The organism is Streptomyces sp. SID486 (assembly GCF_009865385.1).
Classification (GTDB): Bacteria; Actinomycetota; Actinomycetes; order Streptomycetales; family Streptomycetaceae; genus Streptomyces.
Genome location: NZ_WWJT01000118.1, coordinates 1 through 20,289, shown reverse-complemented (window position 1 = coordinate 20,289; position 20,289 = coordinate 1). Strand labels below are relative to the sequence as shown.

The 20,289-nt window shown below is 72.6% G+C and carries 19 protein-coding genes and 1 pseudogene; 14 read left to right on the top strand and 6 right to left on the bottom strand.

Going from position 1 to position 20,289, the window contains the following annotated elements:
* Positions 1–5: 5 nt before the first annotated feature.
* Both aceB and GT045_RS06180 read right to left on the bottom strand, forming a co-directional pair.
* Positions 6–1,631 (bottom strand): malate synthase A, encoded by a 1,626-nt coding sequence (aceB, locus tag GT045_RS06185; protein ID WP_161333533.1) that lies wholly within the window; start codon positions 1,629–1,631, stop codon positions 6–8.
* Positions 1,632–1,814: 183 nt separating this feature from the next.
* Positions 1,815–2,423, bottom strand: coding sequence for a nucleotidyltransferase family protein (locus GT045_RS06180; protein ID WP_161333531.1), 609 nt, complete (start codon positions 2,421–2,423; stop codon positions 1,815–1,817).
* A 145-nt stretch (positions 2,424–2,568) separates the two neighbouring features.
* On the opposite strand from GT045_RS06180, the gene GT045_RS06175 reads away from it, so the two are divergent.
* Complete coding sequence (locus GT045_RS06175; protein ID WP_161298277.1) at positions 2,569–2,886, top strand: DUF5955 family protein; 318 nt, start codon at positions 2,569–2,571, stop codon at positions 2,884–2,886.
* Between the two features lie 51 nt (positions 2,887–2,937).
* Here the strand turns inward: GT045_RS06175 and GT045_RS06170 are convergent, their stop codons facing one another.
* The gene (locus GT045_RS06170) at positions 2,938–3,732 is read right to left on the bottom strand and encodes an IclR family transcriptional regulator (protein ID WP_161298276.1); all 795 of its coding nucleotides are present in this window, start codon (positions 3,730–3,732) and stop codon (positions 2,938–2,940) included.
* Between the two features lie 273 nt (positions 3,733–4,005).
* Between GT045_RS06170 and allB the strand changes: the two genes are divergently transcribed.
* The 3 genes from allB to GT045_RS06155 all read left to right on the top strand — a co-directional run bounded on the left by allB (position 4,006) and on the right by GT045_RS06155 (position 7,486).
* A complete protein-coding gene (gene allB, locus GT045_RS06165) occupies positions 4,006–5,343 on the top strand; it encodes an allantoinase AllB (protein ID WP_161333529.1) in 1,338 nt (445 codons plus the stop codon).
* 86 nt (positions 5,344–5,429) lie between these two features.
* The gene (alc, locus tag GT045_RS06160) at positions 5,430–6,545 is read left to right on the top strand and encodes an allantoicase (RefSeq protein ID WP_161292826.1); all 1,116 of its coding nucleotides are present in this window, start codon (positions 5,430–5,432) and stop codon (positions 6,543–6,545) included.
* Between the two features lie 125 nt (positions 6,546–6,670).
* Complete coding sequence (locus GT045_RS06155) at positions 6,671–7,486, top strand: AIM24 family protein (RefSeq protein WP_161333528.1); 816 nt, start codon at positions 6,671–6,673, stop codon at positions 7,484–7,486.
* A 160-nt stretch (positions 7,487–7,646) separates the two neighbouring features.
* On the opposite strand, the gene GT045_RS06150 is transcribed toward GT045_RS06155, so the two are convergent.
* Positions 7,647–8,039: a ribonuclease domain-containing protein gene (locus tag GT045_RS06150; RefSeq protein WP_161333527.1), complete on the bottom strand. Its 393-nt coding sequence runs from the start codon at positions 8,037–8,039 to the stop codon at positions 7,647–7,649.
* 134 nt (positions 8,040–8,173) lie between these two features.
* Positions 8,174–8,374 (bottom strand): hypothetical protein, encoded by a 201-nt coding sequence (locus GT045_RS06145; protein WP_161333526.1) that lies wholly within the window; start codon positions 8,372–8,374, stop codon positions 8,174–8,176.
* A gap of 193 nt (positions 8,375–8,567) precedes the next feature.
* Here GT045_RS06145 and GT045_RS06140 point away from each other — a divergent pair, with 193 nt between their 5' ends.
* The 3 genes from GT045_RS06140 (at position 8,568) to GT045_RS06130 (ending at position 12,045) form a co-directional block, all read left to right on the top strand.
* The gene (locus tag GT045_RS06140; RefSeq protein WP_161333525.1) at positions 8,568–9,839 is read left to right on the top strand and encodes a histidine kinase; all 1,272 of its coding nucleotides are present in this window, start codon (positions 8,568–8,570) and stop codon (positions 9,837–9,839) included.
* 67 nt (positions 9,840–9,906) lie between these two features.
* The gene (locus GT045_RS06135; protein WP_161287299.1) at positions 9,907–10,590 is read left to right on the top strand and encodes a response regulator transcription factor; all 684 of its coding nucleotides are present in this window, start codon (positions 9,907–9,909) and stop codon (positions 10,588–10,590) included.
* Positions 10,591–10,860: 270 nt separating this feature from the next.
* The gene (locus GT045_RS06130; RefSeq protein ID WP_202527296.1) at positions 10,861–12,045 is read left to right on the top strand and encodes a cytochrome P450; all 1,185 of its coding nucleotides are present in this window, start codon (positions 10,861–10,863) and stop codon (positions 12,043–12,045) included.
* Positions 12,046–12,191: 146 nt separating this feature from the next.
* Here the strand turns inward: GT045_RS06130 and GT045_RS06125 are convergent, their stop codons facing one another.
* Positions 12,192–13,202, bottom strand: coding sequence for a Gfo/Idh/MocA family oxidoreductase (locus GT045_RS06125; protein WP_161287297.1), 1,011 nt, complete (start codon positions 13,200–13,202; stop codon positions 12,192–12,194).
* 130 nt (positions 13,203–13,332) lie between these two features.
* Here GT045_RS06125 and GT045_RS06120 point away from each other — a divergent pair, with 130 nt between their 5' ends.
* From GT045_RS06120 to GT045_RS06090, 7 genes and pseudogenes are all read left to right on the top strand, one after another.
* Positions 13,333–14,070: a GntR family transcriptional regulator gene (locus GT045_RS06120; protein ID WP_345942560.1), complete on the top strand. Its 738-nt coding sequence runs from the start codon at positions 13,333–13,335 to the stop codon at positions 14,068–14,070.
* A 199-nt stretch (positions 14,071–14,269) separates the two neighbouring features.
* A complete protein-coding gene (locus tag GT045_RS06115) occupies positions 14,270–15,274 on the top strand; it encodes a sugar ABC transporter substrate-binding protein (protein ID WP_161333523.1) in 1,005 nt (334 codons plus the stop codon).
* A complete protein-coding gene (locus tag GT045_RS06110; protein WP_237538380.1) occupies positions 15,271–16,515 on the top strand; it encodes an ABC transporter permease in 1,245 nt (414 codons plus the stop codon). Before GT045_RS06115 ends, GT045_RS06110 begins: the two co-directional genes overlap by 4 nt.
* Positions 16,512–17,303 carry an ATP-binding cassette domain-containing protein gene (locus GT045_RS06105; RefSeq protein ID WP_161287295.1) on the top strand — a complete coding sequence of 264 codons (792 nt, stop codon included), beginning with the start codon at positions 16,512–16,514 and terminating at the stop codon, positions 17,301–17,303. Before GT045_RS06110 ends, GT045_RS06105 begins: the two co-directional genes overlap by 4 nt.
* A gap of 303 nt (positions 17,304–17,606) precedes the next feature.
* A complete protein-coding gene (locus tag GT045_RS06100; RefSeq protein WP_161333522.1) occupies positions 17,607–18,752 on the top strand; it encodes an ROK family glucokinase in 1,146 nt (381 codons plus the stop codon).
* Positions 18,749–19,330 (top strand): sugar kinase, encoded by a 582-nt coding sequence (locus GT045_RS06095; RefSeq protein ID WP_161298177.1) that lies wholly within the window; start codon positions 18,749–18,751, stop codon positions 19,328–19,330. Before GT045_RS06100 ends, GT045_RS06095 begins: the two co-directional genes overlap by 4 nt.
* Positions 19,331–19,424: 94 nt before the next feature.
* Positions 19,425–20,289, top strand: a pseudogene (locus GT045_RS06090) (ATP-dependent helicase); the annotation flags it as partial.

Genomic DNA, 20,289 nt, shown 5'->3' with positions numbered 1-20,289 from the left:
GCCGGTCAGCCCTTGAGCTGCTGGTACGCCGGCAGGGTGAGGAAGTCGGCGTAGTCCTCGTCCAGGGAGACCCGCAGCAGCAGGTCGTGTGCCTCCTGCCAGTGGCCGGCCGCGAAGGTCTCCTCGCCCAGCTCCTTGCGGATGGCGTCCAGCTCCTCGGCGGCGACCTTGCGGGCCAGCTCCGGCGTGGCCTTCTCGCCGTTCTCGAACTCGACGCCGGCGTTGATCCACTGCCAGATCTGGGAGCGGGAGATCTCGGCGGTCGCGGCGTCCTCCATGAGGTTGAAGATGGCGACCGCGCCGAGCCCGCGCAGCCACGCCTCGATGTACCGGATGCCCACCTGGACGGCGTTGACCAGACCGCCGTACGTCGGTTCGGCGTCCAGCGAGTCGACGGCGATCAGCTGGGCGGCCTCGACGTGGACGTCCTCGCGCAGCCTGTCCTTCTGGTTCGGCTTGTCGCCGAGGACCTTGTCGAAGGACTCCATGGCGATGGGTACCAGGTCGGGGTGGGCCACCCAGGAGCCGTCGAAACCGTCGTTCGCCTCGCGGTCCTTGTCGGCGCGGACCTTCTCGAAGGCGACCTTGTTCACCTCGGCGTCCCGGCGGGACGGGATGAAGGCCGCCATGCCGCCGATGGCGTGCGCGCCGCGCTTGTGGCAGGTGCGGACGAGGAGTTCGGTGTAGGCCCGCATGAACGGCGCGGTCATGGTGACCGCGTTGCGGTCCGGGAGGACGAACTTGGCTCCGCCGTCCCGGAAGTTCTTCACGATGGAGAAGAGGTAGTCCCAGCGGCCGGCGTTCAGCCCGGCGGCGTGGTCGCGGAGTTCGTAGAGGATCTCCTCCATCTCGTACGCCGCCGTGATGGTCTCGATCAGCACGGTGGCGCGGACGGTGCCCTGCGGGATGCCGACGTAGTCCTGCGCGAAGACGAACACCTCGTTCCACAGCCGGGCCTCGAGGTGCGACTCGGTCTTGGGCAGGTAGAAGTACGGGCCCTTGCCGAGGTCCAGCAGCCGCTGGGCGTTGTGGAAGAAGTACAGGCCGAAGTCGACGAGGGCGCCGGGCACCGGCGTGCCGTCGGAGTCGGCCAGGTGACGCTCGTCCAGGTGCCAGCCACGCGGGCGCATGACGACGGTCGCCAGCTCCTCGTTCGGCCGCAGGGCGTACGATTTCCCGGTGCGCTCGTCGGTGAAGTCGATGTTCCGGGTGTAGGCGTCGATCAGGTTGACCTGGCCGAGGACGACGTTCTCCCAGGTGGGCGCGGAGGCGTCCTCGAAGTCGGCGAGCCAGACCTTGGCGCCCGAGTTGAGCGCGTTGATGGTCATCTTGCGGTCGGTGGGGCCGGTGATCTCGACGCGCCGGTCGTTCAGCGCGGCCGGGGCAGGGGCGACCTTCCAGGAGTCGTCCGCGCGGACCGCGGCCGTCTCGGGAAGGAAGTCGAGCGTTGAGGTGCGGGCGATCTCGGCGCGGCGCTCGGCCCGGCGGGCGAGGAGTTCGTCACGGCGCGGGGTGAACCGCCGGTGCAGCTCTGCCACGAAGGCGAGCGCCGCGTCCGTGAGGACCTCTTCCTGCCGGGGCAGGGGCTCGGCGTCGACGATGGCCAGCGGGGACGGCGCTGGTGCGGACATGAGCTGTCACTTCCTTCAGCGGTGGCACCGGGTGCCAAGTGGAACGAATAGGACAGTCGGCGCCCGCTGTGCGGTCAGGCGCTTCTGAACAGTGGATAGTAGTTTCCTCATCGTGGAACTTCAAGGTCTGTTGATGTCGAGATTCTCTTGGTCGAGGCAAGGTGGCGCTCGGTGCCACCCCGTTCACTCAAGGTGGCTCAGGTCGGCCTCGGTGTCGATGTCGTACGGCTCGGCGACGTCCCCGCACTCCACGAGCCGGATCTCCGCCTCGTGCGCCGTGAGGTAGGCGCGCGCCCCGCGGTCCCCGACGGCCGTCTCCCCGATGCCCGCCCAGTGCGCGGCACCGAACAGCACGGGGTGCCCGCGCACCCCGTCGTAGGCGGCGGAGACCAGCGACTTCTCGTCCTCGTACGCACCGAGCACCCGGGCCACCGCGGCCGGCCCGATGCCGGGCTGGTCGACCAGGGCGACCAGGGCGGCACGCGCCCCCGTACCCGCGAGCGAGGCCAGTCCCGCGCGCAGCGAGGAGCCCATGCCGTCGGCCCAGTCCGGGTTGTCCACCAGCACGCAGCCGTCCAGTCGGGCGCGCCCGCGCACCTCGTCCGAGCCGGCCCCCAGCACCACGTGGAGCCGCCCGCAGCCCGCCGCCCGGAGCACCGCGACCGCGTGTTCGACCAGGGGCCGCCCCCGGTGGGACAGCAGTGCCTTGGGGCGTCCGCCGAGCCTTCTGCCGCCGCCGGCGGCGAGGAGCAGCCCCGCCACGTCCCCGTGAAGATCCTGGTTCTCCGTCATGGGTCCTGCATACCCGACGGCGGCGCGACCGGCCGGTTTTCCGGGTGCCCAATCCGTTGGGCTGAATTTCGGCCCACGCTGTGGCGCTCCCGCACGGCGTGGCGTTTACTGACCCGCGCACGACGGAGTGTCAGGGGGGAGGGCTGTGTTGCGGAGCTTGGGGCAGCGGCCGGCGACCGGCAGCGACGAGGATCCGAGGGTGGCGGAACTGCGGGTCGCGGTCTCCCGGCTGCGCCGCGAACTCGCCGCGTTACCGGCGGACTTCCCCGACCGGGCGATAGCCGAGGACGAGCTGGCGGCCCTGGCCGCGATGGCCGCCGGCGGCCTCCCGGAGATCCCGCGCCTGCGCAGCTCCCTGTTGCTGATCGCGGGCGCGATCGGCTCGGTCAGCGCGCTGGCGCTTCGTCTGCACGACGTCCGGGAGGCGGTGGAACTGTTCGGCCGGTCACCCCGGCAGGGCTGAGCGCACCCCCGGGGGAGGAGCGGTCGCCGTGCCGTCCGTGACCCTCGGCCGCTAGGCGCCCGAACTCGCCAGGGCCTGGGACAGTTCCACGGCGACCTGCTGGAGCATCGGCACGATCTTCTCGGTCGCCGCCTCCGTCACCCGTCCGGCCGGTCCGGAGATCGAGATCGCGGCCGCCGTCGGGCTGTCCGGGACGGACACCGCGAGACAGCGCACCCCGATCTCCTGCTCGTTGTCGTCCACGGCGAATCCCATGCGCCGCACGTCCTCCAGCGCCGCGAGGAATCCCTCGGGCGTGGTGATCGTCTTCTCCGTGGCCGCCGGCATCCCGGTGCGCGAGAGCAGCGCCCGCACCTCCGCGTCGGGCACCCCGGCGAGCAGCGCCTTGCCCACGCCGGTGGAGTGCGGGAGCACCCGCCGGCCCACCTCCGTGAACATCCGCATGGAGTGCTTCGAGGGCACCTGCGCCACGTACACGATCTCGTCGCCGTCCAGCAGCGCCATGTTCGCCGTCTCGCCGGTCTCCTCCACCAGACGGGCCAGGTACGGCCGGGCCCAGGTGCCGAGCAGCCGGGAGGCGGACTCGCCGAGGCGGATCAGCCGGGGTCCGAGCGCGTAGCGCCGGTTGGCCTGCTGGCGCACGTAGCCGCAGGCGACCAGGGTGCGCATCAGCCGGTGGATGGTCGGCAGCGGCAGTCCGCTGGTGGCGGACAGTTCGCTCAGGCCCACCTCGCCGCCCGCGTCCGCCATCCGCTCGAGCAGGTCGAAGGCGCGCTCGAGGGACTGAACCCCGCCCGCGGCGGAGGGCTTGGCGGAGTCGGTGGTGCTGGCGCTGGACGTCGGCACGGCGCGTTCCTTTCGGGACAGGCGAGAGGGCAGAAGCCTACCCGGGGGTCGGTTGACTCCTTGCTTGTACGTAGCTACGTTCTGCTTGCTGGAATTCTAATTCCGCTTTGTGGAAACGTCCAGAGGGTGCCGCTCTCGCGTTCTGTCCGGAAGTGTGCCCCTTGACGGCGGAGAAGTGGGAGTGAAGACTCCTTCAACAGAACGTTGAAATCCGTTACGTGGGTGTAGATCCCGTTTTCTGGACGTACAACGCTGGAGCAGAGAGGGGTACGGGTGTCCGACGCTGAACTGGTGCTGCGCTCGACGCGGGTGATCACGCCGGAAGGAACGCGGGCCGCCACGGTCACCGTGTCCGCCGGGAAGATCACGGCCGTCCTGCCGTACGACGCCGTGATCCCGGCCGGGGCCCGGCTGGAGGACGTCGGCGACCACGTCCTGCTGCCCGGCCTGGTCGACACCCACGTGCACGTCAACGACCCGGGCCGCACCGAGTGGGAGGGCTTCTGGACCGCCACCCGCGCGGCGGCGGCCGGCGGCATCACCACTCTGATCGACATGCCGCTCAACTCCCTGCCGCCGACCACCACGGTCGACCACCTGCGGACCAAGCAGGACGTGGCCCGGCACAAGGCGCACATCGACGTCGGCTTCTGGGGCGGCGCGCTGCCCGACAACGTCAAGGACCTGCGTCCGCTGCACGAGGCCGGTGTCTTCGGCTTCAAGTCCTTCCTGTCCCCCTCCGGCGTGGACGAGTTCCCGCACCTCGACCAGGAGCAGCTGGCCCGGTCCCTGGCGGAGATCGCCGGGTTCGGCGGACTGCTCATCGTGCACGCCGAGGACCCCCACCACCTGGCCGCCGCCCCACAGCACGGCGGCCCGAAGTACGCCGACTTCCTCGCCTCCCGCCCGCGCGACGCCGAGGACACGGCCATCGCGGCGCTCGTCGCGCAGGCCCGCCGGCTGGACGCGCGCGTGCACGTGCTGCACCTGTCCTCCAGTGACGCGCTGCCGCTGATCCGCGCCGCCCGTGCCGAGGGCGTCCGCCTCACCGTGGAGACCTGCCCGCACTACCTCACGCTGACCGCCGAGGAGGTCCCGGACGGCGCCAGCGAGTTCAAGTGCTGCCCGCCCATCCGCGAGGCCGCCAACCAGGACCTGCTGTGGGAGGCGCTGGCCGACGGCACCATCGACTGCGTCGTCACCGACCACTCGCCCTCCACGGCCGACCTGAAGACGGACGACTTCGCCACCGCGTGGGGCGGCATATCGGGCCTGCAGCTCAGTCTGTCCGCGGTGTGGACGGAAGCCCGCAAGCGCGGCCACGGCCTGGAGGACGTGGTCCGCTGGATGTCCACGCAGACCGCGGCCCTCGTCGGTCTCGGGCAGAAGGGCGCCATCGAGGCCGGCCGCGACGCCGACTTCGCCGTCCTCGCCCCCGACGAGACCTTCACCGTCGACCCGGCCGGCCTCCAGCACCGCAACCGGGTCACCGCCTACGCCGGCAGGACCCTGTACGGCGTCGTCAAGTCCACCTGGCTGCGCGGCGAGCGCATCGTCGCCGACGGCGAGTTCACCGACCCGAAGGGGACGCTGCTCAGCCGCCCCCGGTGAGCCTTCCCCCTGCGCGGCTGTGCCCGGGCAGGGGACCCACCCCCCATCCGCACCCGGCCGACTCCAGAAAGGACCCCCTGATCACCGTGACGGCGATACCCACCTTCACCGGCGACGCGAACCCCTACGGAGGCGGCGACCCGTACGCGGACTACCGCACCGCCGACTTCCCCTTCACCCAGTACGCCAACCTCGCCGACCGGCAGCTCGGCGCCGGTGTCATCGCCGCCAACGACGAGTTCTTCGCCCAGCGGGAGAACCTGCTGGTGCCCGAGCGGGCCGAGTTCGACCCCGAGCACTTCGGTCACAAGGGCAAGGTCATGGACGGCTGGGAGACCCGCCGCCGGCGCGGTGCCTCCGCCGAGCACCCGTGGCCGACCGCCGAGGACCACGACTGGGCGCTGGTCCGCCTCGGCGCGCCCGGCGTGATCCGCGGCATCGTCGTCGACACCGCCCACTTCCGGGGCAACTACCCGCAGGCGGTCTCGGTCGAAGGCGCCTGCGTACCCGGCTCGCCGTCCCCTCAGGAGCTGCTGGGCGACGACGTGAAGTGGACGACGCTCATCCCGCGCACCCCGGTCGGCGGGCACGCGGCGAACGGCTTCGCCGTCTCCGCCGAGCAGCGCTTCACGCACCTGCGGGTCAACCAGCACCCCGACGGCGGCATCGCCCGCCTGCGTGTGTACGGCGAGGTCGTCCCGGACCCCCGGTGGCTGACGGTCCTCGGCACCTTCGACGTGGTCGCGCTGGAGAACGGCGGCCAGGTCGAGGACGCCTCCAACCTCTTCTACTCCCCGGCCACCAACACCATCCAGCCGGGCCGGTCCCGCAAGATGGACGACGGCTGGGAGACCCGCCGGCGCCGTGACCAGGGCAACGACTGGATCCGCTACCGGCTCGCCGCCCAGTCCCAGATCCGCGCCGTCGAGATCGACACGGCCTACCTGAAGGGCAACAGCGCCGGCTGGGCGTCGGTCTCCGTACGCGACGGCGAGGACGGCGAGTGGACCGAGATCCTCCCGCGCACCCGGCTCCAGCCCGACACCGCCCACCGCTTCGTCCTGCCCGCGCCGGCGGTCGGCACCCACGCCCGCGTCGACATCTTCCCCGACGGCGGCATCTCCCGCCTGCGCCTGTTCGGCTCCCTGACCGAACAGGGCGCGAGCGGCCTCGCCGCCCGTCACCAGGAGCTGGGCGGCTGATCCTCGCCCACGCCCGCGCGGGGCGCCCCGGTTGGACAGCACCGGGGCGCCCCGCGCGGCACTCGTCGTGAACCCCGTTCCGCCGGCCCGGAACTCTTCCCTCCACCTTCCGCGTTGTCTCCCACGTGACCCTTCAGCAAGAGATCGTCGGCAACGCCATGCAGATGGCGGTCGTCAACCTGCATCCCGGCCAGACCGTGTACTGCGAGGCCGGGAAGTTCCTGTTCAAGACGCCGAACGTGACCATGGAGACGCGGCTGTCCGGCCCGTCTAACGGCGGCGGCCAGCAGCAGAGCGGCTCGGGCGGCGGCATGGGCGGGCTGCTCCGCCAGGCCATGGGCACCGCCATGCAGGCCGGGCAGCGCATGCTCGCCGGCGAGTCGCTGGCCTTCCAGTACTTCACCGCGCAGAGCGGCGAGGGCACGGTCGGCTTCGCCGGCGTGCTCCCCGGCGAGATGCGGGCCCTGGAGCTCGACGGCACGCGCGCGTGGTTCGCCGAGAAGGACGCCTTCGTGGCCGCCGAGTCCACGGTCGACTTCGGTATCGCCTTCACCGGCGGCCGGACCGGCATGAGCGGCGGCGAGGGCTTCGTCCTGGAGAAGTTCACCGGGCGCGGCACGGTGATCATCGCGGGCGCGGGCAACTTCATCGACCTGAACCCGGCGGACTTCGGCGGCCGCGTCGAGGTCGACACCGGCTGCGTGGTCGCCTTCGAGGAGGGCATCCGGTACGGCGTCCAGCGCGTCGGCGGCCTCAACCGCCAGGGGATCATGAACGCCGTGTTCGGCGGCGAGGGCCTGTCCCTGGCCACCCTGGAGGGCGACGGCCGGGTGATCCTGCAGTCCCTCACCATCGAGGGCCTGGCCAACGCCCTGAAGAAGGCGCAGGGCGGCGACAAGCAGGGCCCGACGGGCGGACTGTTCTCGACCCACGCCGGCTGAGCGCGCCGCCCGCCGGGACGCCGGGCCGGAGGGGCGAGGGCTGCGCCGTCCGCCCCGCAGAGCGCGAGCCCCCGGACGGCCCGCGGACGGCCGCGGGCCCGGCCCGGTGGCACTGTCCCACCGGGGCCGGGCCGTGGGGGTCCCGGCCGGAGGCGGTGCTTCAGCAGCCGTGGTCGACCAGGTCGAACGAGGCGTAGTGATCCGCCGTGTAGTAGTCCTCCCGGCTCTGCTCACCGGTGACGATGCGGCGGGCGCCGCGGGTGGGGGAGCCCGGCGTGATCACGGTGTACTCGTGGTAGTAGCCGGTGGTCCGGCTGGGCAGGACGCCTTCACGGTTCTGGAAGACGACCCCGTCCTGCGAGTACGGGAAGGGACCGCCCTGGTCGATCAGCTTCAGGGTGTCGTGCGCCTGGGAGGGGAGATCGCCGTAGCAGACGCTGCCGACGGACGCGGCGGCGTCCGCCGTGGTGGCGGAGACGGTGCCGCCGACGAGGAGGGCGGACAGCAGGGCGGCTGCCGCGCCGATGCGTGTTGCGCGTGGGGGGAATCTCATGGCGTCATGATGACGCGCGTAGATCATGGCATGTCAATGTCAAACGCTCAACGTTTCCCGGTGAGGCCGAGGTATTTTCCGGGCGTTCACCGAAGCCCCGCCATCGCCACGCGGCCCTCACAGAACCCGCCGGCTCAGCCGGTCCTCCCGCTCTCCGCCGCGGCGAACAGCGCCACCCCGAGGACCACGAGCGCGACGCTCGCGTAGACCTCGTGGCCGTGCAGGAACCCGACCCGCTGCACCAGACCCACCTGCCAGCCGGTGAACTCGTGCACGAGGCCCATGCCGCCCTGCACCAGGGCGATGAATCCGAGGACTTCCAGTACCTGTTTCACACCCCCGACCCTCGCCCCACGGCGTCCCGCGCCGCATCGGCCGCCGGGCGGGTGTGCGGCGCCGAAAGGCTGCGCCCGCGCCGGCCGGGGGGCGCCGAAAGACCACGGCGGTGCTACTTCGGTCGGTGCCGGCGGGCGATCGGTCGGTGATCGGGGCCGCGTGGCGGCGGCGGGGCGGGTCCCGTGCGTAGATTTGTCGACCGTGAGTGATGACGAGCCGGCGCGGGTGCCGGGGGAGTTCGCGGGCCGCCGATGGCTGTTCCCGTCCGCGCTGGTGCACGAGCTGGCCCCCGGCGCCGGGCCGCCCGGCCGACGGCCCAGGCGCACGGCCCGCGACTGGGCCGTCGACTTCTCCTGCTTCCTGCTGGCCGTCGGCATCGGCCTGGCCGCGGCACAGTCCCTGCCCGGGAAGACCGGTCTGCCGCACACCCTCGTCGTCCTCGACCAGGCGCTGGGCGCCCTCTCCTGCGGCGCGGTCTGGCTGCGGCGCAGGTGGCCGGTCGGGCTGGCCGTCGCGATGGTCCCGGTGGGCCTGCTGTCCGACAGCTCGGGCGGCGCGGCGATGGTCGCCCTGTTCACCCTCGCCGTGCACCGGCCCTTCCGGTACGTCGCCTGGATCGGCGGCGCCGACCTCGCACTGGTCCCGCTCTTCTACTGGCTGCGGCCCGACCCCGACCTGCCCTACCTCGTGGTCGTCGTGTTCACCACGCTGCTCACCATGTCGATCACCGGCTGGGGCATGCTGGTCCGCTCCAAGCGGATGCTGATGCTGAGCCTCAGGGACCGGGCGCACCGGGCCGAGACCGAGGCACGGCTGCGCGCCGAGCAGGCGCAGCGCCTGGCCCGCGAGGCCATCGCCCGCGAGATGCACGACGTGCTCGCCCACCGGCTCACCCTGCTCAGCGTGCACGCGGGCGCCCTGGAGTTCCGGCCGGACGCACCCCGCGAGGAGATCGCGCGGGCCGCCGGGGTGATCCGGGAGAGCGCCCACGAGGCACTCCAGGACCTGCGGGAGATCATCGGCGTGCTGCGGGCCGGCGAGTCCGACGAGGCGTCCGGCGGACGCCCCCAGCCGACCCTGTCCGCGCTGGACGCGCTCGTCGCCGAGTGCCGCGAGGCGGGCATGAAGGTCACCCTCGACCACCGCGTCGCCGACCCGGCCGCCGCGCCCGCCTCCGTCGGCCGCACCGCCTACCGCATCGCCCAGGAGGCCCTGACCAACGCCCGCAAGCACGCTCCCGGCGCCGAGGTCACCGTCGGCCTCACGGGTGCCCCCGGCGACGGCCTGACGGTCACCGTCACCAACCCCGCGCCGCGCGCCGAGGTCCGGCCCGTCCCCGGCTCCGGCCAGGGGCTGATCGGCCTCACGGAACGGGCCACGCTGGCGGGCGGCCGCCTGGAGCACGGCGCGCGTGCCGACGGGGGGTTCGAGGTGCGGGGGTGGCTGCCGTGGCCGCGGCCCTGAGCGCACCCGCCGCCCGCTCCGGGCCGTTTCCCCGCATCCCGCTCCCCGGCCGTGATTACGTGACCCCATGACTGCGACGCCCATCAGACTCCTCCTCGTCGACGACGACCCGCTAGTACGCGCCGGTCTGGCGCTGATGATCGGCGGCGCCCAGGACATCGAGGTCGTGGGGGAGGCCGCCGACGGCGCGGAGGCGGACGAGCTCGTGCGGCGGACCCGCCCCGACGTCGTCCTGATGGACATCCGGATGCCGTCGGTGGACGGGATCACCGCCACGCGCCGGCTGCGCGCCCGGCCGGACGCCCCGCAGGTGGTCGTGCTCACCACCTTCCACGCCGACGAACAGGTGCTGCACGCCCTGCGCGCCGGCGCCGCCGGGTTCGTGCTGAAGGACACCCCGCCCGCCGAGATCGTCGACGCCGTACGCCGGGTCGCCGCCGGCGACCCGGTCCTGTCGCCCGCCGTCACCCGGCAGCTGATGCGGCACGCCGCCGGTACCGCCGCCGACGCCCGGCAGACCCGCGCGCGCGAACGGCTCGCCGTCCTCAACGACCGGGAACGCGAGGTCGCCGTCGCCGTCGGCCGCGGTCTCGCCAACGCCGGCATCGCCGCCGAACTGTTCATCAGCGTGGCCACCGTCAAGGCCCACGTCTCGCGCATCCTCGCCAAGCTCGGCCTCGACAACCGGGTCCAGATCGCGTTGCTCGCCTACGACGCGATGCTGTCGGAGAACGAGGACGACGGGCACTGAGGGCGGGCGGGTACTGAGCCGGAGGGGCGCGGGGGACGGACGGGTACTGAGCCGGAGGGGGCGCTGGGGGCGGACGGTTACTGGGGACGGACGGGCGCTGGGGGCGGACGGTGTTGACGGCGGACGGGCGCTGGGGGCGGACGGTGTTGACGGCGGACGGGCGCTGGGGGCGGACGGTACTGACGGCGGACGGGCACTGACGGGGCGTCGTGCGCGTTGTCCGTGCAGCGGCCGACGGCCGTGGCCTCGGGGCAGCCCACAGGGGGATACATGGGACACGTGATCGATCTGACGCGGTCGGCCGACGCACTGCGCAGGGACCCGCACCCGGTGTACGCGCGTCTTCGCGAGCAGGGCCCCGTCCACCGGGTCCGGCTCGCCATGCCGGGAGGTGAGTGGGAGACCTGGCTGGTCGTGGGATACGAGGAGGCCCGCGCCGCCCTCGCGGACCGGCGACTGGCCAAGGACGTCGCCAAGCTGGGCGCCGCACCGCTGGACGAGCAGCTGATCGGCAAGTACCTGCTGGTCGCCGACCCGCCGCAGCACACACGCCTGCGCGGCCTCGTCGCCCGCGCGTTCACCACACGCCGGGTCGAGGGACTGCGCCCGCGCATCCAGCAGATCACCGACGGGCTGCTCGACGAGATGCTGTCGCACGGCAGCGCCGACCTCATGGACCGTCTCGCCTACCCGCTGCCGATCACGGTCATCTGCGAGCTCCTCGGCATACCCGAGATGGACCGCGCGGAGTTCCGGAGGATCTCCACGGACGTGGTCGCGCCGGCCGACGCGGACGCCGAGCACACCGCGACCGTCCGCCTCGCCGACTACCTCACCGAGCTGATCGAGGACAAGCGCCGCGCCGGCCCCACGGACGACCTGCTCGGCGACCTGATCCGCACCACCGCCGAGGACGGCGACCGGCTCTCCGCGCGGGAACTGCGGGGGCTGGCCTTCCTGCTGCTCGTCGCGGGCCACGAGACCACCGTCAACCTCATCGGCAACGGCGTGCTCGCCCTGCTCACCCACCCCGATCAACTGGCGGCCCTGCGCGCCGACATGACCCTCCTCGACGGAGCGGTGGAGGAGACGCTGCGCTGGGAGGGACCCGTGGAGAACGCCACCTACCGGTACGCCGCCGAACCCCTGGAGATAGCGGGCTCCAGGATCGGGCGGGGTGAGGACGTGCTGGTCGGCCTCACCGCCGCCCAGCGCGACGGCGCCCGCTACGCCGACCCGGACCGCTTCGACATCCGCCGCGACACCCGTGGTCACCTCGCCTTCGGCCACGGCATCCACTACTGCCTGGGCGCGCCGCTGGCCCGCCTGGAGGGCAGGATCGCGATCGGCACCCTCCTGGAGCGCGCTCCCGGCCTCGCCCTGGCCGGCGAACCGGGGGAGTGGCTCCCGGGCATGCTGATGAGAGGGGTCCGCAGCCTGCCGGTGCGCTGGTAGCGACCGACGGCGCCCGTCCCGCCGTCCCCCGCCGGCCGCGTGCCCGGTCGGGGCCGGCGGAGGCCGTACGGCTACCGTGCCCGGTCGGGGCCGGCGGAGGCCGTGCGGCTACCGTGCCCGGTCCGGGGCCGGCGGAGGCCGTGCGGCTACCGTGCCCGGTCCGGTACCTCGGCCAGCGGTACCGGGCGCCGGTCCCGGCGGGAGATCTCGCAGGCCTCGGCGATGCGTAGCGCCTGCAACGCCTCCCCGCCGTCGCAGGGGTTGGCCCGCTCGCCCCGCACCACCTCCACGAAGGCGTTCAGTTCGGCCTCGTAGGCGGGCCCGAACCGCTCCAGGAACCCCGTCCACGGCTTGTCCGCCGCCGGTGGTCCGGTCGGCTCGGTGGACGCGAGGGGCGTACGGTCGTCCAGGCCCACCACCACCGTGTCCCGCTCCCCGGCCAGCTCCATGCGGACGTCGTAGCCCGCGCCGTTCAGTCGGGTCGCCGTCGCCGTCGCCAGGGTGCCGTCGTCCAGCGTGAGCAGTGCCGCGCCCGTGTCGACGTCACCGGCCTCGCGGAACATCGCGGGGCCGCGGTCCGACCCGGTGGCGTACACGTCGGCCACCTCCCGGCCCGTGACCCAGCGCAGCACGTCGAAGTCGTGGATCAGCGTGTCCCGGAACAGGCCGCCGGACAGCGGCAGCCACTGTGCCGGGGGAGGGGACTCGTCGCAGGTCATGGCCCGCACGGTGTGCAGCCGGCCGAGCCGGCCCGTGGCCACGGCCTCCCGGGCGCCGGCGTAGCCCGCGTCGAACCGCCGCTGGAAGCCCATCTGCAGCACCGTCCCGGCGCTCGCCACCTCGGCGAGCGCGTGCAGCGTGCCCGGCAGGTCCAGTGCGACGGGCTTCTCGCAGAAGACGGGCAGGCCCGAGCGGGCCGCCCGGCCGATCAGCTCGGCGTGGGCCGCGGTCGCCGTGGTGATCACCACCGCGTCCACGCCCCACCGGAAGATCTCGTCCACGCCCGGTGCCGCCGTCTCGCCCAGCCGGTGCGCCAGCCCCTGCGCCCGAGCGGGATCCACGTCCGTCAGGATCAGCGATCCGACCTCGCGGTGACGGCTGAGCGTCCTCGCGTGAAGGGTGCCGATGCGGCCCGTACCGATGACCCCTATGCGCATGGAAACAAAGTGAGGGCGGACCCCGTACGCTGTCAATGTGTATGTCCGGACAACCGGACTACACGACTTCCCGTCAACAAGGCACGCGACTACGCTCGGGCCCGTGCCGAAACCAGATGTGGACCCGACCGTGCCGCTCGAACTCCGTGTGGACCGTAGCTCCCCGGTGCCGTTGTACTTCCAGCTCTCCCAGCAGCTGGAGGCCGCCATCGAGCACGGCACCCTCACCCCGGGCAGCCTGCTGGGCAACGAGATCGAGCTGGCCGCGCGACTCGGCCTGTCCCGTCCGACCGTCCGCCAGGCCATCCAGTCGCTCGTCGACAAGGGGCTGCTGGTGCGGCGCCGGGGCGTGGGCACGCAGGTCGTGCACAGCCAGGTCAAGCGTCCGCTGGAGCTGAGCAGCCTCTACGACGACCTGGAGGCGGCCGGCCAGCGCCCCGCGACCAAGGTGCTGGTCAACACGGTCGTCCCGGCCTCCACCGAGGTCGCCGCCGCGCTCGGTGTCACCGAGGGCGGTGACGTCCACCGGATCGAGCGGCTCCGTCTGGCACACGGTGAACCGATGGCCTACCTGATCAACCATCTGCCGCCCGGCCTGCTCGACCTGGACACCGGCCAGCTGGAGGCCACCGGCCTGTACCGGCTGATGCGGTCCGCCGGGATCACCCTGCACAGCGCCCGCCAGTCCATCGGCGCGCGCGGCGCCACGGCCGCCGAGGCCGAGCGGCTGACCGAGGACGAGGGTGCCCCGCTGCTCACCATGTGCCGCACCACCTTCGACGACACCGGCCGGGCGGTCGAGTACGGCGACCACACCTACCGTCCGGGCCGCTACTCCTTCGAGTTCCAGCTGCTCGTGCGCCCCTGACCGCCCGCGGCTCTCGTCGCCATGTCCGGACAATATGACCGGTCTGTGGTCCCCGGCCGTGTCCCGCGTGTTCCCCGTGTTCGATACTGAAGTGTTTGGGGCTGGTGAGACCGCCGCCGGGACATACCGACGGTGAGGTCGCCCGCCCCTCACGCACGTCGGAGCACAGCTAGAGCACAGCAAGAAGGGGCACCGCCTCGTGGCACGGTTTCGGACCTGGACAGGCATAGCGCTGGCGGGGGCACTCTCCGTGTCCCTGGCGGGATGCAGCAGCACCGGAGGCAAGCGGGCCGAGGACGCCCGCAAGGCCGCCGCGGCCCAGGGGAGGGCGGCGGTGGACACCCCGCGCTGGACCTTCGCGATGATCACTCACTCGGGGGACGGCGACACCTTCTGGGACATCGTGCAGAGCGGGGCCGAGCAGGCCGCCGTGAAGGACAACATCAAGTTCCTGTACTCGCACGACGACGAGGCCCAGCAGCAGGCGCAGCTGGTGGACGCGGCCGTGGACAAGAAGGTCGACGGGATCATCGTCACCCTCGCCAAGCCGGACGCCATGAAGGCCGCCGTGGCCCGTGCCGAGAAGGCCGGCATCCCGGTGATCACGGTCAACTCCGGATCCGAGGAGTCCAAGGCGTTCGGTGCCCTCACCCACATCGGCCAGGACGAGACCGTCGCCGGCGAGGCCGTCGGCGACGAGCTGAACGAGCGCGGCCGCAAGAAGGCCCTGTGCGTGCTGCACGAGCAGGGCAACGTCGGCCACGAGCAGCGCTGCGACGGCGTCGCCGAGACCTTCCACGGCACGCTGCGCAAGCTGTACGTCAACGGCACCAACATGCCCGACGTGCAGTCCGCGATCGAGGCCAAGCTCCAGGCCGACACGTCGATCGACTCCGTCGTCACCCTGGGCGCGCCGTACGCCGACACCGCCGTGAAGGCGAAGGCGGACGCGAGCAGCAAGGCCGAGATCGACACCTTCGACCTCAACGCCAAGGTCGCGGACGGGCTGAAGGACGGCACCCTCGGCTTCGCCGTGGACCAGCAGCCCTACCTCCAGGGCTACCAGGCCGTCGACCTGCTGTGGCTGTACAAGTACAACGCCGACGTCCTCGGCGGCGGCAAGCCGGTCCTGACCGGACCCCAGATCATCACCAAGGACCAGGCGTCCGTGCTCGCGGAATACGCGGATCGGGGCACCCGATGACCGCCGGCCCGGACCGCACCACCGACGAGACCGCTCACGCCCCTGTCGCCGAGACCGCCGACGTAACCGCTCATGAGACCGCCGGTGCGACCGTTGACGGAACCGCTCACGAGACCGCCAGTACGGCCGCCGAGGGAACCGCTCGGGAGGCCGTCGGCAAGTCCGCTCGCGTGGCCGTGGGCACGTCCGCCGGGGAGGCCGACGACGAGACCGCGAGGGAGACGGCTGACGAAAGGATTCTGCGGACCTCGTCGCTGCGGAAGCTGCTCGCCCGCCCCGAACTGGGATCGGTCGTCGGCGCCCTGGCCGTCCTCGTCTTCTTCGCCTTCGCCGCCGACGGCTTCCTACGCGCCTCCAGCCTCAGCACGGTCCTGTACGCCTCGTCGACCATCGGCATCATGGCCGTACCCGTGGCCCTGCTGATGATCGGCGGCGAGTTCGACCTGTCGGCCGGTGTCCTCGTGACGTCCTCCGCACTGGTCTCGTCGATGTTCAGCTACCAGATGACGGCGAACACCTGGGTCGGCGTGGGCGTCTCGCTCCTGGTCACCCTCGCCGTCGGCGCCTTCAACGGCTTCGTGCTCACCCGCACCAAGCTGCCCAGCTTCATCGTGACGCTCGGCACGTTCCTGATGCTGACCGGCATGAACCTCGGCTTCACCAAGCTGATCGACGGCACCGTCTCCACCAAGACCATCGCCGACATGGAGGGCTTCGACAGCGCCCACGCCGTCTTCGCCTCGACGCTCACCCTCGGTGGCGTCGACGTCAAGGTCACCATCCTGTGGTGGCTCGGCCTGGTCGCCCTCGCCTCCTGGATCCTGCTGCGCACCCGCACCGGCAACTGGATCTTCGCCGTCGGCGGCAACGCGGACGCGGCCCGCGCGGTCGGCGTCCCCGTCGCGCGGACCAGGATCGGCCTCTACACGGGCGTCGCCTTCGGCGCCTGGATCTCCGGCCAGCACCTGCTCTTCTCCTTCGACGCCGTCCAGTCCGGCGAGGGCGTCGGCAACGAGCTGATCTACATCATCGCGGCCGTCATCGGCGGCTGCCTGATCACCGGCGGCTACGGCAGCGCCGTCGGCTCGGCCGTGGGCGCCCTCCTGTTCGGCATGACGAGCAAGGGCATCGTCTTCGCCGAGTGGAACCCCGACTGGTTCAAGTTCTTCCTCGGAGCGATGCTGCTCCTCGCGACCCTGCTCAACGCCTGGGTCCGCAAGCGCGCGGAGGCCACGAAATGACCGACACCGGAACGCGTACGCCCCTGGTGGAGCTGGCCGGCGTCGGCAAGCACTACGGCAACGTCCGCGCCCTGGAAGGAGTCTCCCTACAGGTCCACGCGGGCGAGATCACCTGCGTGCTCGGCGACAACGGCGCCGGCAAGTCGACGCTGATCAAGACGATCGCGGGCCTGCACCAGCACGACGCGGGCACCCTGCGCATCGAGGGCGAGGAGACCCGCCTCACCTCCCCGCGCCAGGCCCTGGACCGGGGGATCGCCACCGTCTACCAGGACCTGGCCGTCGTCCCCCTGATGCCGGTCTGGCGCAACTTCTTCCTCGGCTCCGAGCCCCGCACCGGCACCGGTCCCTTCAAGCGCCTCGACACCGGCCTCATGCGGCGCACCACCCGTGAGGCGCTGCTGCGCATGGGCATCGACCTGCGCGATGTCGACCAGCCCATCGGCACCCTCTCGGGTGGCGAACGCCAGTGTGTGGCGATCGCCCGCGCGGTCCACTTCGGCGCGAAGGTGCTGATCCTGGACGAGCCGACGGCGGCACTGGGAGTGAAGCAGTCCGGTGTGGTCCTCAAATATGTGGCCGCGGCCCGGGACGAGGGCCTGGGTGTTGTTCTGATCACCCACAACCCGCATCACGCGTACCTGGTGGGCGACCGCTTCGTGCTGCTGCGACGCGGCGCGATGGTGGGCCATCACACACGGGACGAGATCACACTGGACGAGCTGACCAAGCAGATGGCGGGCGGAGCCGACCTGGACGCCCTCGTCCACGAACTGCAGCGGACCTGAGCGGCGCGGGGCCGGCGGCTGTCCGTCCGGCTCCGCCGTGGGCCGTGGGCCGTGGGCCGTGTCCGCCACGGCCTGCCCGTGCTCGTCGGCGATCCCTGCGTCCGGCGACGGCCCGCCCGTGCTCGCCGGCGATCCCTGCGTCCGGCGACGGCCTGCCCGTGCCCTTCGACGGCCCGTCCGTCCCGGCTGCCGGTCTGCCCGTTCCGGCTGCCGGCCCGCCCGCGCCCGGTGGCGGGACGCGCGCTCCCTCCCCCTCCGGCCCCGCGCGGCACTCGGCGTGAGCGTGCGGCACAATCGAGCCCGATGAGCACCTACCGCGACCTCACGGCCCCCATCGGCTCCCGTCGAGCCCCCGTCCTGCGAACGGTCGGTACCAGGGAACGCCGGTCACACCTGACTGCCCCCCGCGTCCCCACCGTCGGCATCGACATCGGCGGCACCAAGGTCATGGCGGGCGTCGTGGACGCCGATGGCAACATCCTGGAGAAGCTCCGCACGGAGACCCCGGACAAGTCCAAGAGCCCCAAGGTCGTCGAGGACACCATCGCCGAACTCGTCCTGGACCTGTCCGACCGGCACGACGTGCACGCGGTCGGCATCGGCGCGGCCGGCTGGGTCGACGCCGACCGCAACCGCGTCCTGTTCGCGCCCCACCTGTCCTGGCGCAACGAACCGCTGCGCGACCGCCTCGCCAGCCGGCTGTCCGTGCCCGTCCTCGTGGACAACGACGCCAACACCGCCGCCTGGGCGGAGTGGCGCTTCGGCGCCGGCCGCGGTGAGGACCACCTCGTCATGATCACCCTCGGTACCGGCATCGGCGGCGCCATCCTGGAGGACGGCCAGGTCAAGCGCGGCAAGTTCGGTGTCGCCGGCGAGTTCGGCCACATGCAGGTCGTACCCGGCGGCCACCGCTGTCCGTGCGGCAACCGCGGCTGCTGGGAGCAGTACAGCTCCGGCAACGCGCTCGTCCGCGAGGCCAAGGAGCTGGCCCTCGCGGACTCCCCGGTGGCCTACGGGATCATCGAGCACGTCAAGGGCAACATCGACGACATCACCGGCCCGATGATCACCGAGCTGGCCCGCGAGGGCGACGCGATGTGCGTGGAACTGCTCCAGGACATCGGCCAGTGGCTCGGCGTCGGCATCGCCAACCTCGCCGCGGCGCTCGACCCCTCCTGCTTCGTCGTCGGCGGCGGCGTCAGCGCCGCCGACGACCTGCTCATCGGCCCGGCCCGGGACGCCTTCAAGCGCCACCTCACCGGCCGCGGCTACCGCCCCGAGGCCCGTATCACCCGCGCCCAGCTCGGCCCCGAGGCGGGCATGGTGGGCGCCGCCGACCTGGCCCGGCTGGTCGCCCGCAGGTTCCGCCGCGCCAAGCGGCGCCGGGTGGAGCGGCACGATCGCTACGAGCGCTACGCGCAGGCCCGCCGCGGCCAGGACAGCGCATGACGCCGTCCCTGCCCCACCAGGGCGGCCCGCCCGACGAGCGGGACCGGTCCGCGGAGGACCCGCGGCACAAGGCCAGACGCCGGGCGCTGACCCTGCTGATCATCGTCCTGCTGATCGGCGTCCCGGCCGGCTACCTGGTGATCTCCGCGAACCAGAGCCGCAACAGCGGCAAGGACAAGGAGGCGAAGTACTCCGCGACCGGCCTCACCGCCGGCTGGCCGTCCAAGGTGCAGCGCCGCCTCTACCAGGTGGCCGTCCCGCACCCCGCCGACGACATCGCCTACTACGAGACGAACAACTGGAAGACCAGCCGCCTCTACGTGCAGTTCAGCACCAACCCCGCCGGCCTGGACAGCTTCCTGCAGGGCATGGGCGTGCGCCGGGAGCAGCTCAGGAAGGACTACATCGCGGTCGGCGAGCGGGACCGCAAGGTCAGCGGCTGGACCTTCGGCGGGCCGGGTCCCTGGTGGGGCCTGACCCACGAGCAGAAGAACCCGGCGCCCACGCAGGACGTGGTCGTCAACCTGTCCGACCCGGAGCGCCCGGCGGTGTTCGTGGTCTCCCGCACCGTCCCGTGACCGGGGGGCCCAGGGCCCCGGAGCCGATTGTCAGACCCCGCCCGTAGAGTCGAAGACGTCTGATCCGACGCACGGACGGGAGGTGGCGGAACGTATGAGCGGCACGGCTGCGGTGGCCGAGCGCACGGGAGGTTCCCGGGAGACGGCGACCGGGCTCCCGGTCCCGGTGCGCCTGGCGTCCGTGTACCTGCCCGCCCCCCTGCCGCGCGAGGGCCGCCTCGCCTTCTGGGACCCCGAGGGCGACCCGCTGCCCACACCGCCCGGCGGCACCATCCACGAGCTGACGGTCGTACGACGCCATGGCGCCGGTGTGCGCCGTCGCCAGGTGCCCGCCCTGACCCTGCCGCTCGCCGGGGCGCTGCCGCTGCTGGTCGGCGCCCGGCGTGACCCGGCCGCCCACCCGGCCACCGCCTGCTGGGGCGCCGCCGCCCTGCACGCGCTGCGGCTCGTCGCCCGCGGCCGGCTGCTGCCGGGCCTCACCCCGGACGGCCACGACGCCTGGCGGGCCGGCCCCCTGGAGCCCGACGACATCGCCCACCTGCGCGCGATCGCCGCGGCCCTGCCCCCCGAGGGCCACGCCGTGCCCCTCCCGGGGCCGGGCGCACTCCTCCTGCCCGAGCCGGAGGCTCTGGTCCGCTCCTTCCTGGACGCGGTCGCCGACACCCTGCCGCGCACCCCCGCGGCCCCCCACACCTGCGGGCGCCCCTTCGCCGCCCGCGAACCGCAGAGCCTGCCCGCCGCCCACGAGTGGGCCGCCGAGGTCGCCGCCGGGATGGACGCGGGCGTCCGGCTCTCGCTCCGCCTGGACCTGTCGGCGTACGACGTCTTCGACGCCGGTGCGGACGACGGCACCCGCGCCGCCGGCGCGGCCGTCGTGCAGGTGCACAGTCTCGCCGACCCCACGCTCGTGGCCGACGCGGCGGCGCTGTGGGCGGGGGAGGCCGCCGCGGCGTTCGGCC

Bases quoted from the DNA above. Each gene is read 5' to 3' on its own strand.
- aceB (WP_161333533.1), bottom strand. From the start codon at position 1,631: ATGTCCGCACCAGCGCCGTCCCCGCTGGCCATCGTCGACGCCGAGCCC.
- GT045_RS06180 (WP_161333531.1), bottom strand. From the start codon at position 2,423: ATGACGGAGAACCAGGATCTTCACGGGGACGTGGCGGGGCTGCTCCTC.
- GT045_RS06150 (WP_161333527.1), bottom strand. From the start codon at position 8,039: ATGAGATTCCCCCCACGCGCAACACGCATCGGCGCGGCAGCCGCCCTG.
- GT045_RS06135 (WP_161287299.1), top strand. From the start codon at position 9,907: ATGACTGCGACGCCCATCAGACTCCTCCTCGTCGACGACGACCCGCTA.
- GT045_RS06130 (WP_202527296.1), top strand. From the start codon at position 10,861: ATGGGACACGTGATCGATCTGACGCGGTCGGCCGACGCACTGCGCAGG.
- GT045_RS06125 (WP_161287297.1), bottom strand. From the start codon at position 13,202: ATGCGCATAGGGGTCATCGGTACGGGCCGCATCGGCACCCTTCACGCG.
- GT045_RS06110 (WP_237538380.1), top strand. From the start codon at position 15,271: ATGACCGCCGGCCCGGACCGCACCACCGACGAGACCGCTCACGCCCCT.
- GT045_RS06105 (WP_161287295.1), top strand. From the start codon at position 16,512: ATGACCGACACCGGAACGCGTACGCCCCTGGTGGAGCTGGCCGGCGTC.
- GT045_RS06100 (WP_161333522.1), top strand. From the start codon at position 17,607: ATGAGCACCTACCGCGACCTCACGGCCCCCATCGGCTCCCGTCGAGCC.
- GT045_RS06095 (WP_161298177.1), top strand. From the start codon at position 18,749: ATGACGCCGTCCCTGCCCCACCAGGGCGGCCCGCCCGACGAGCGGGAC.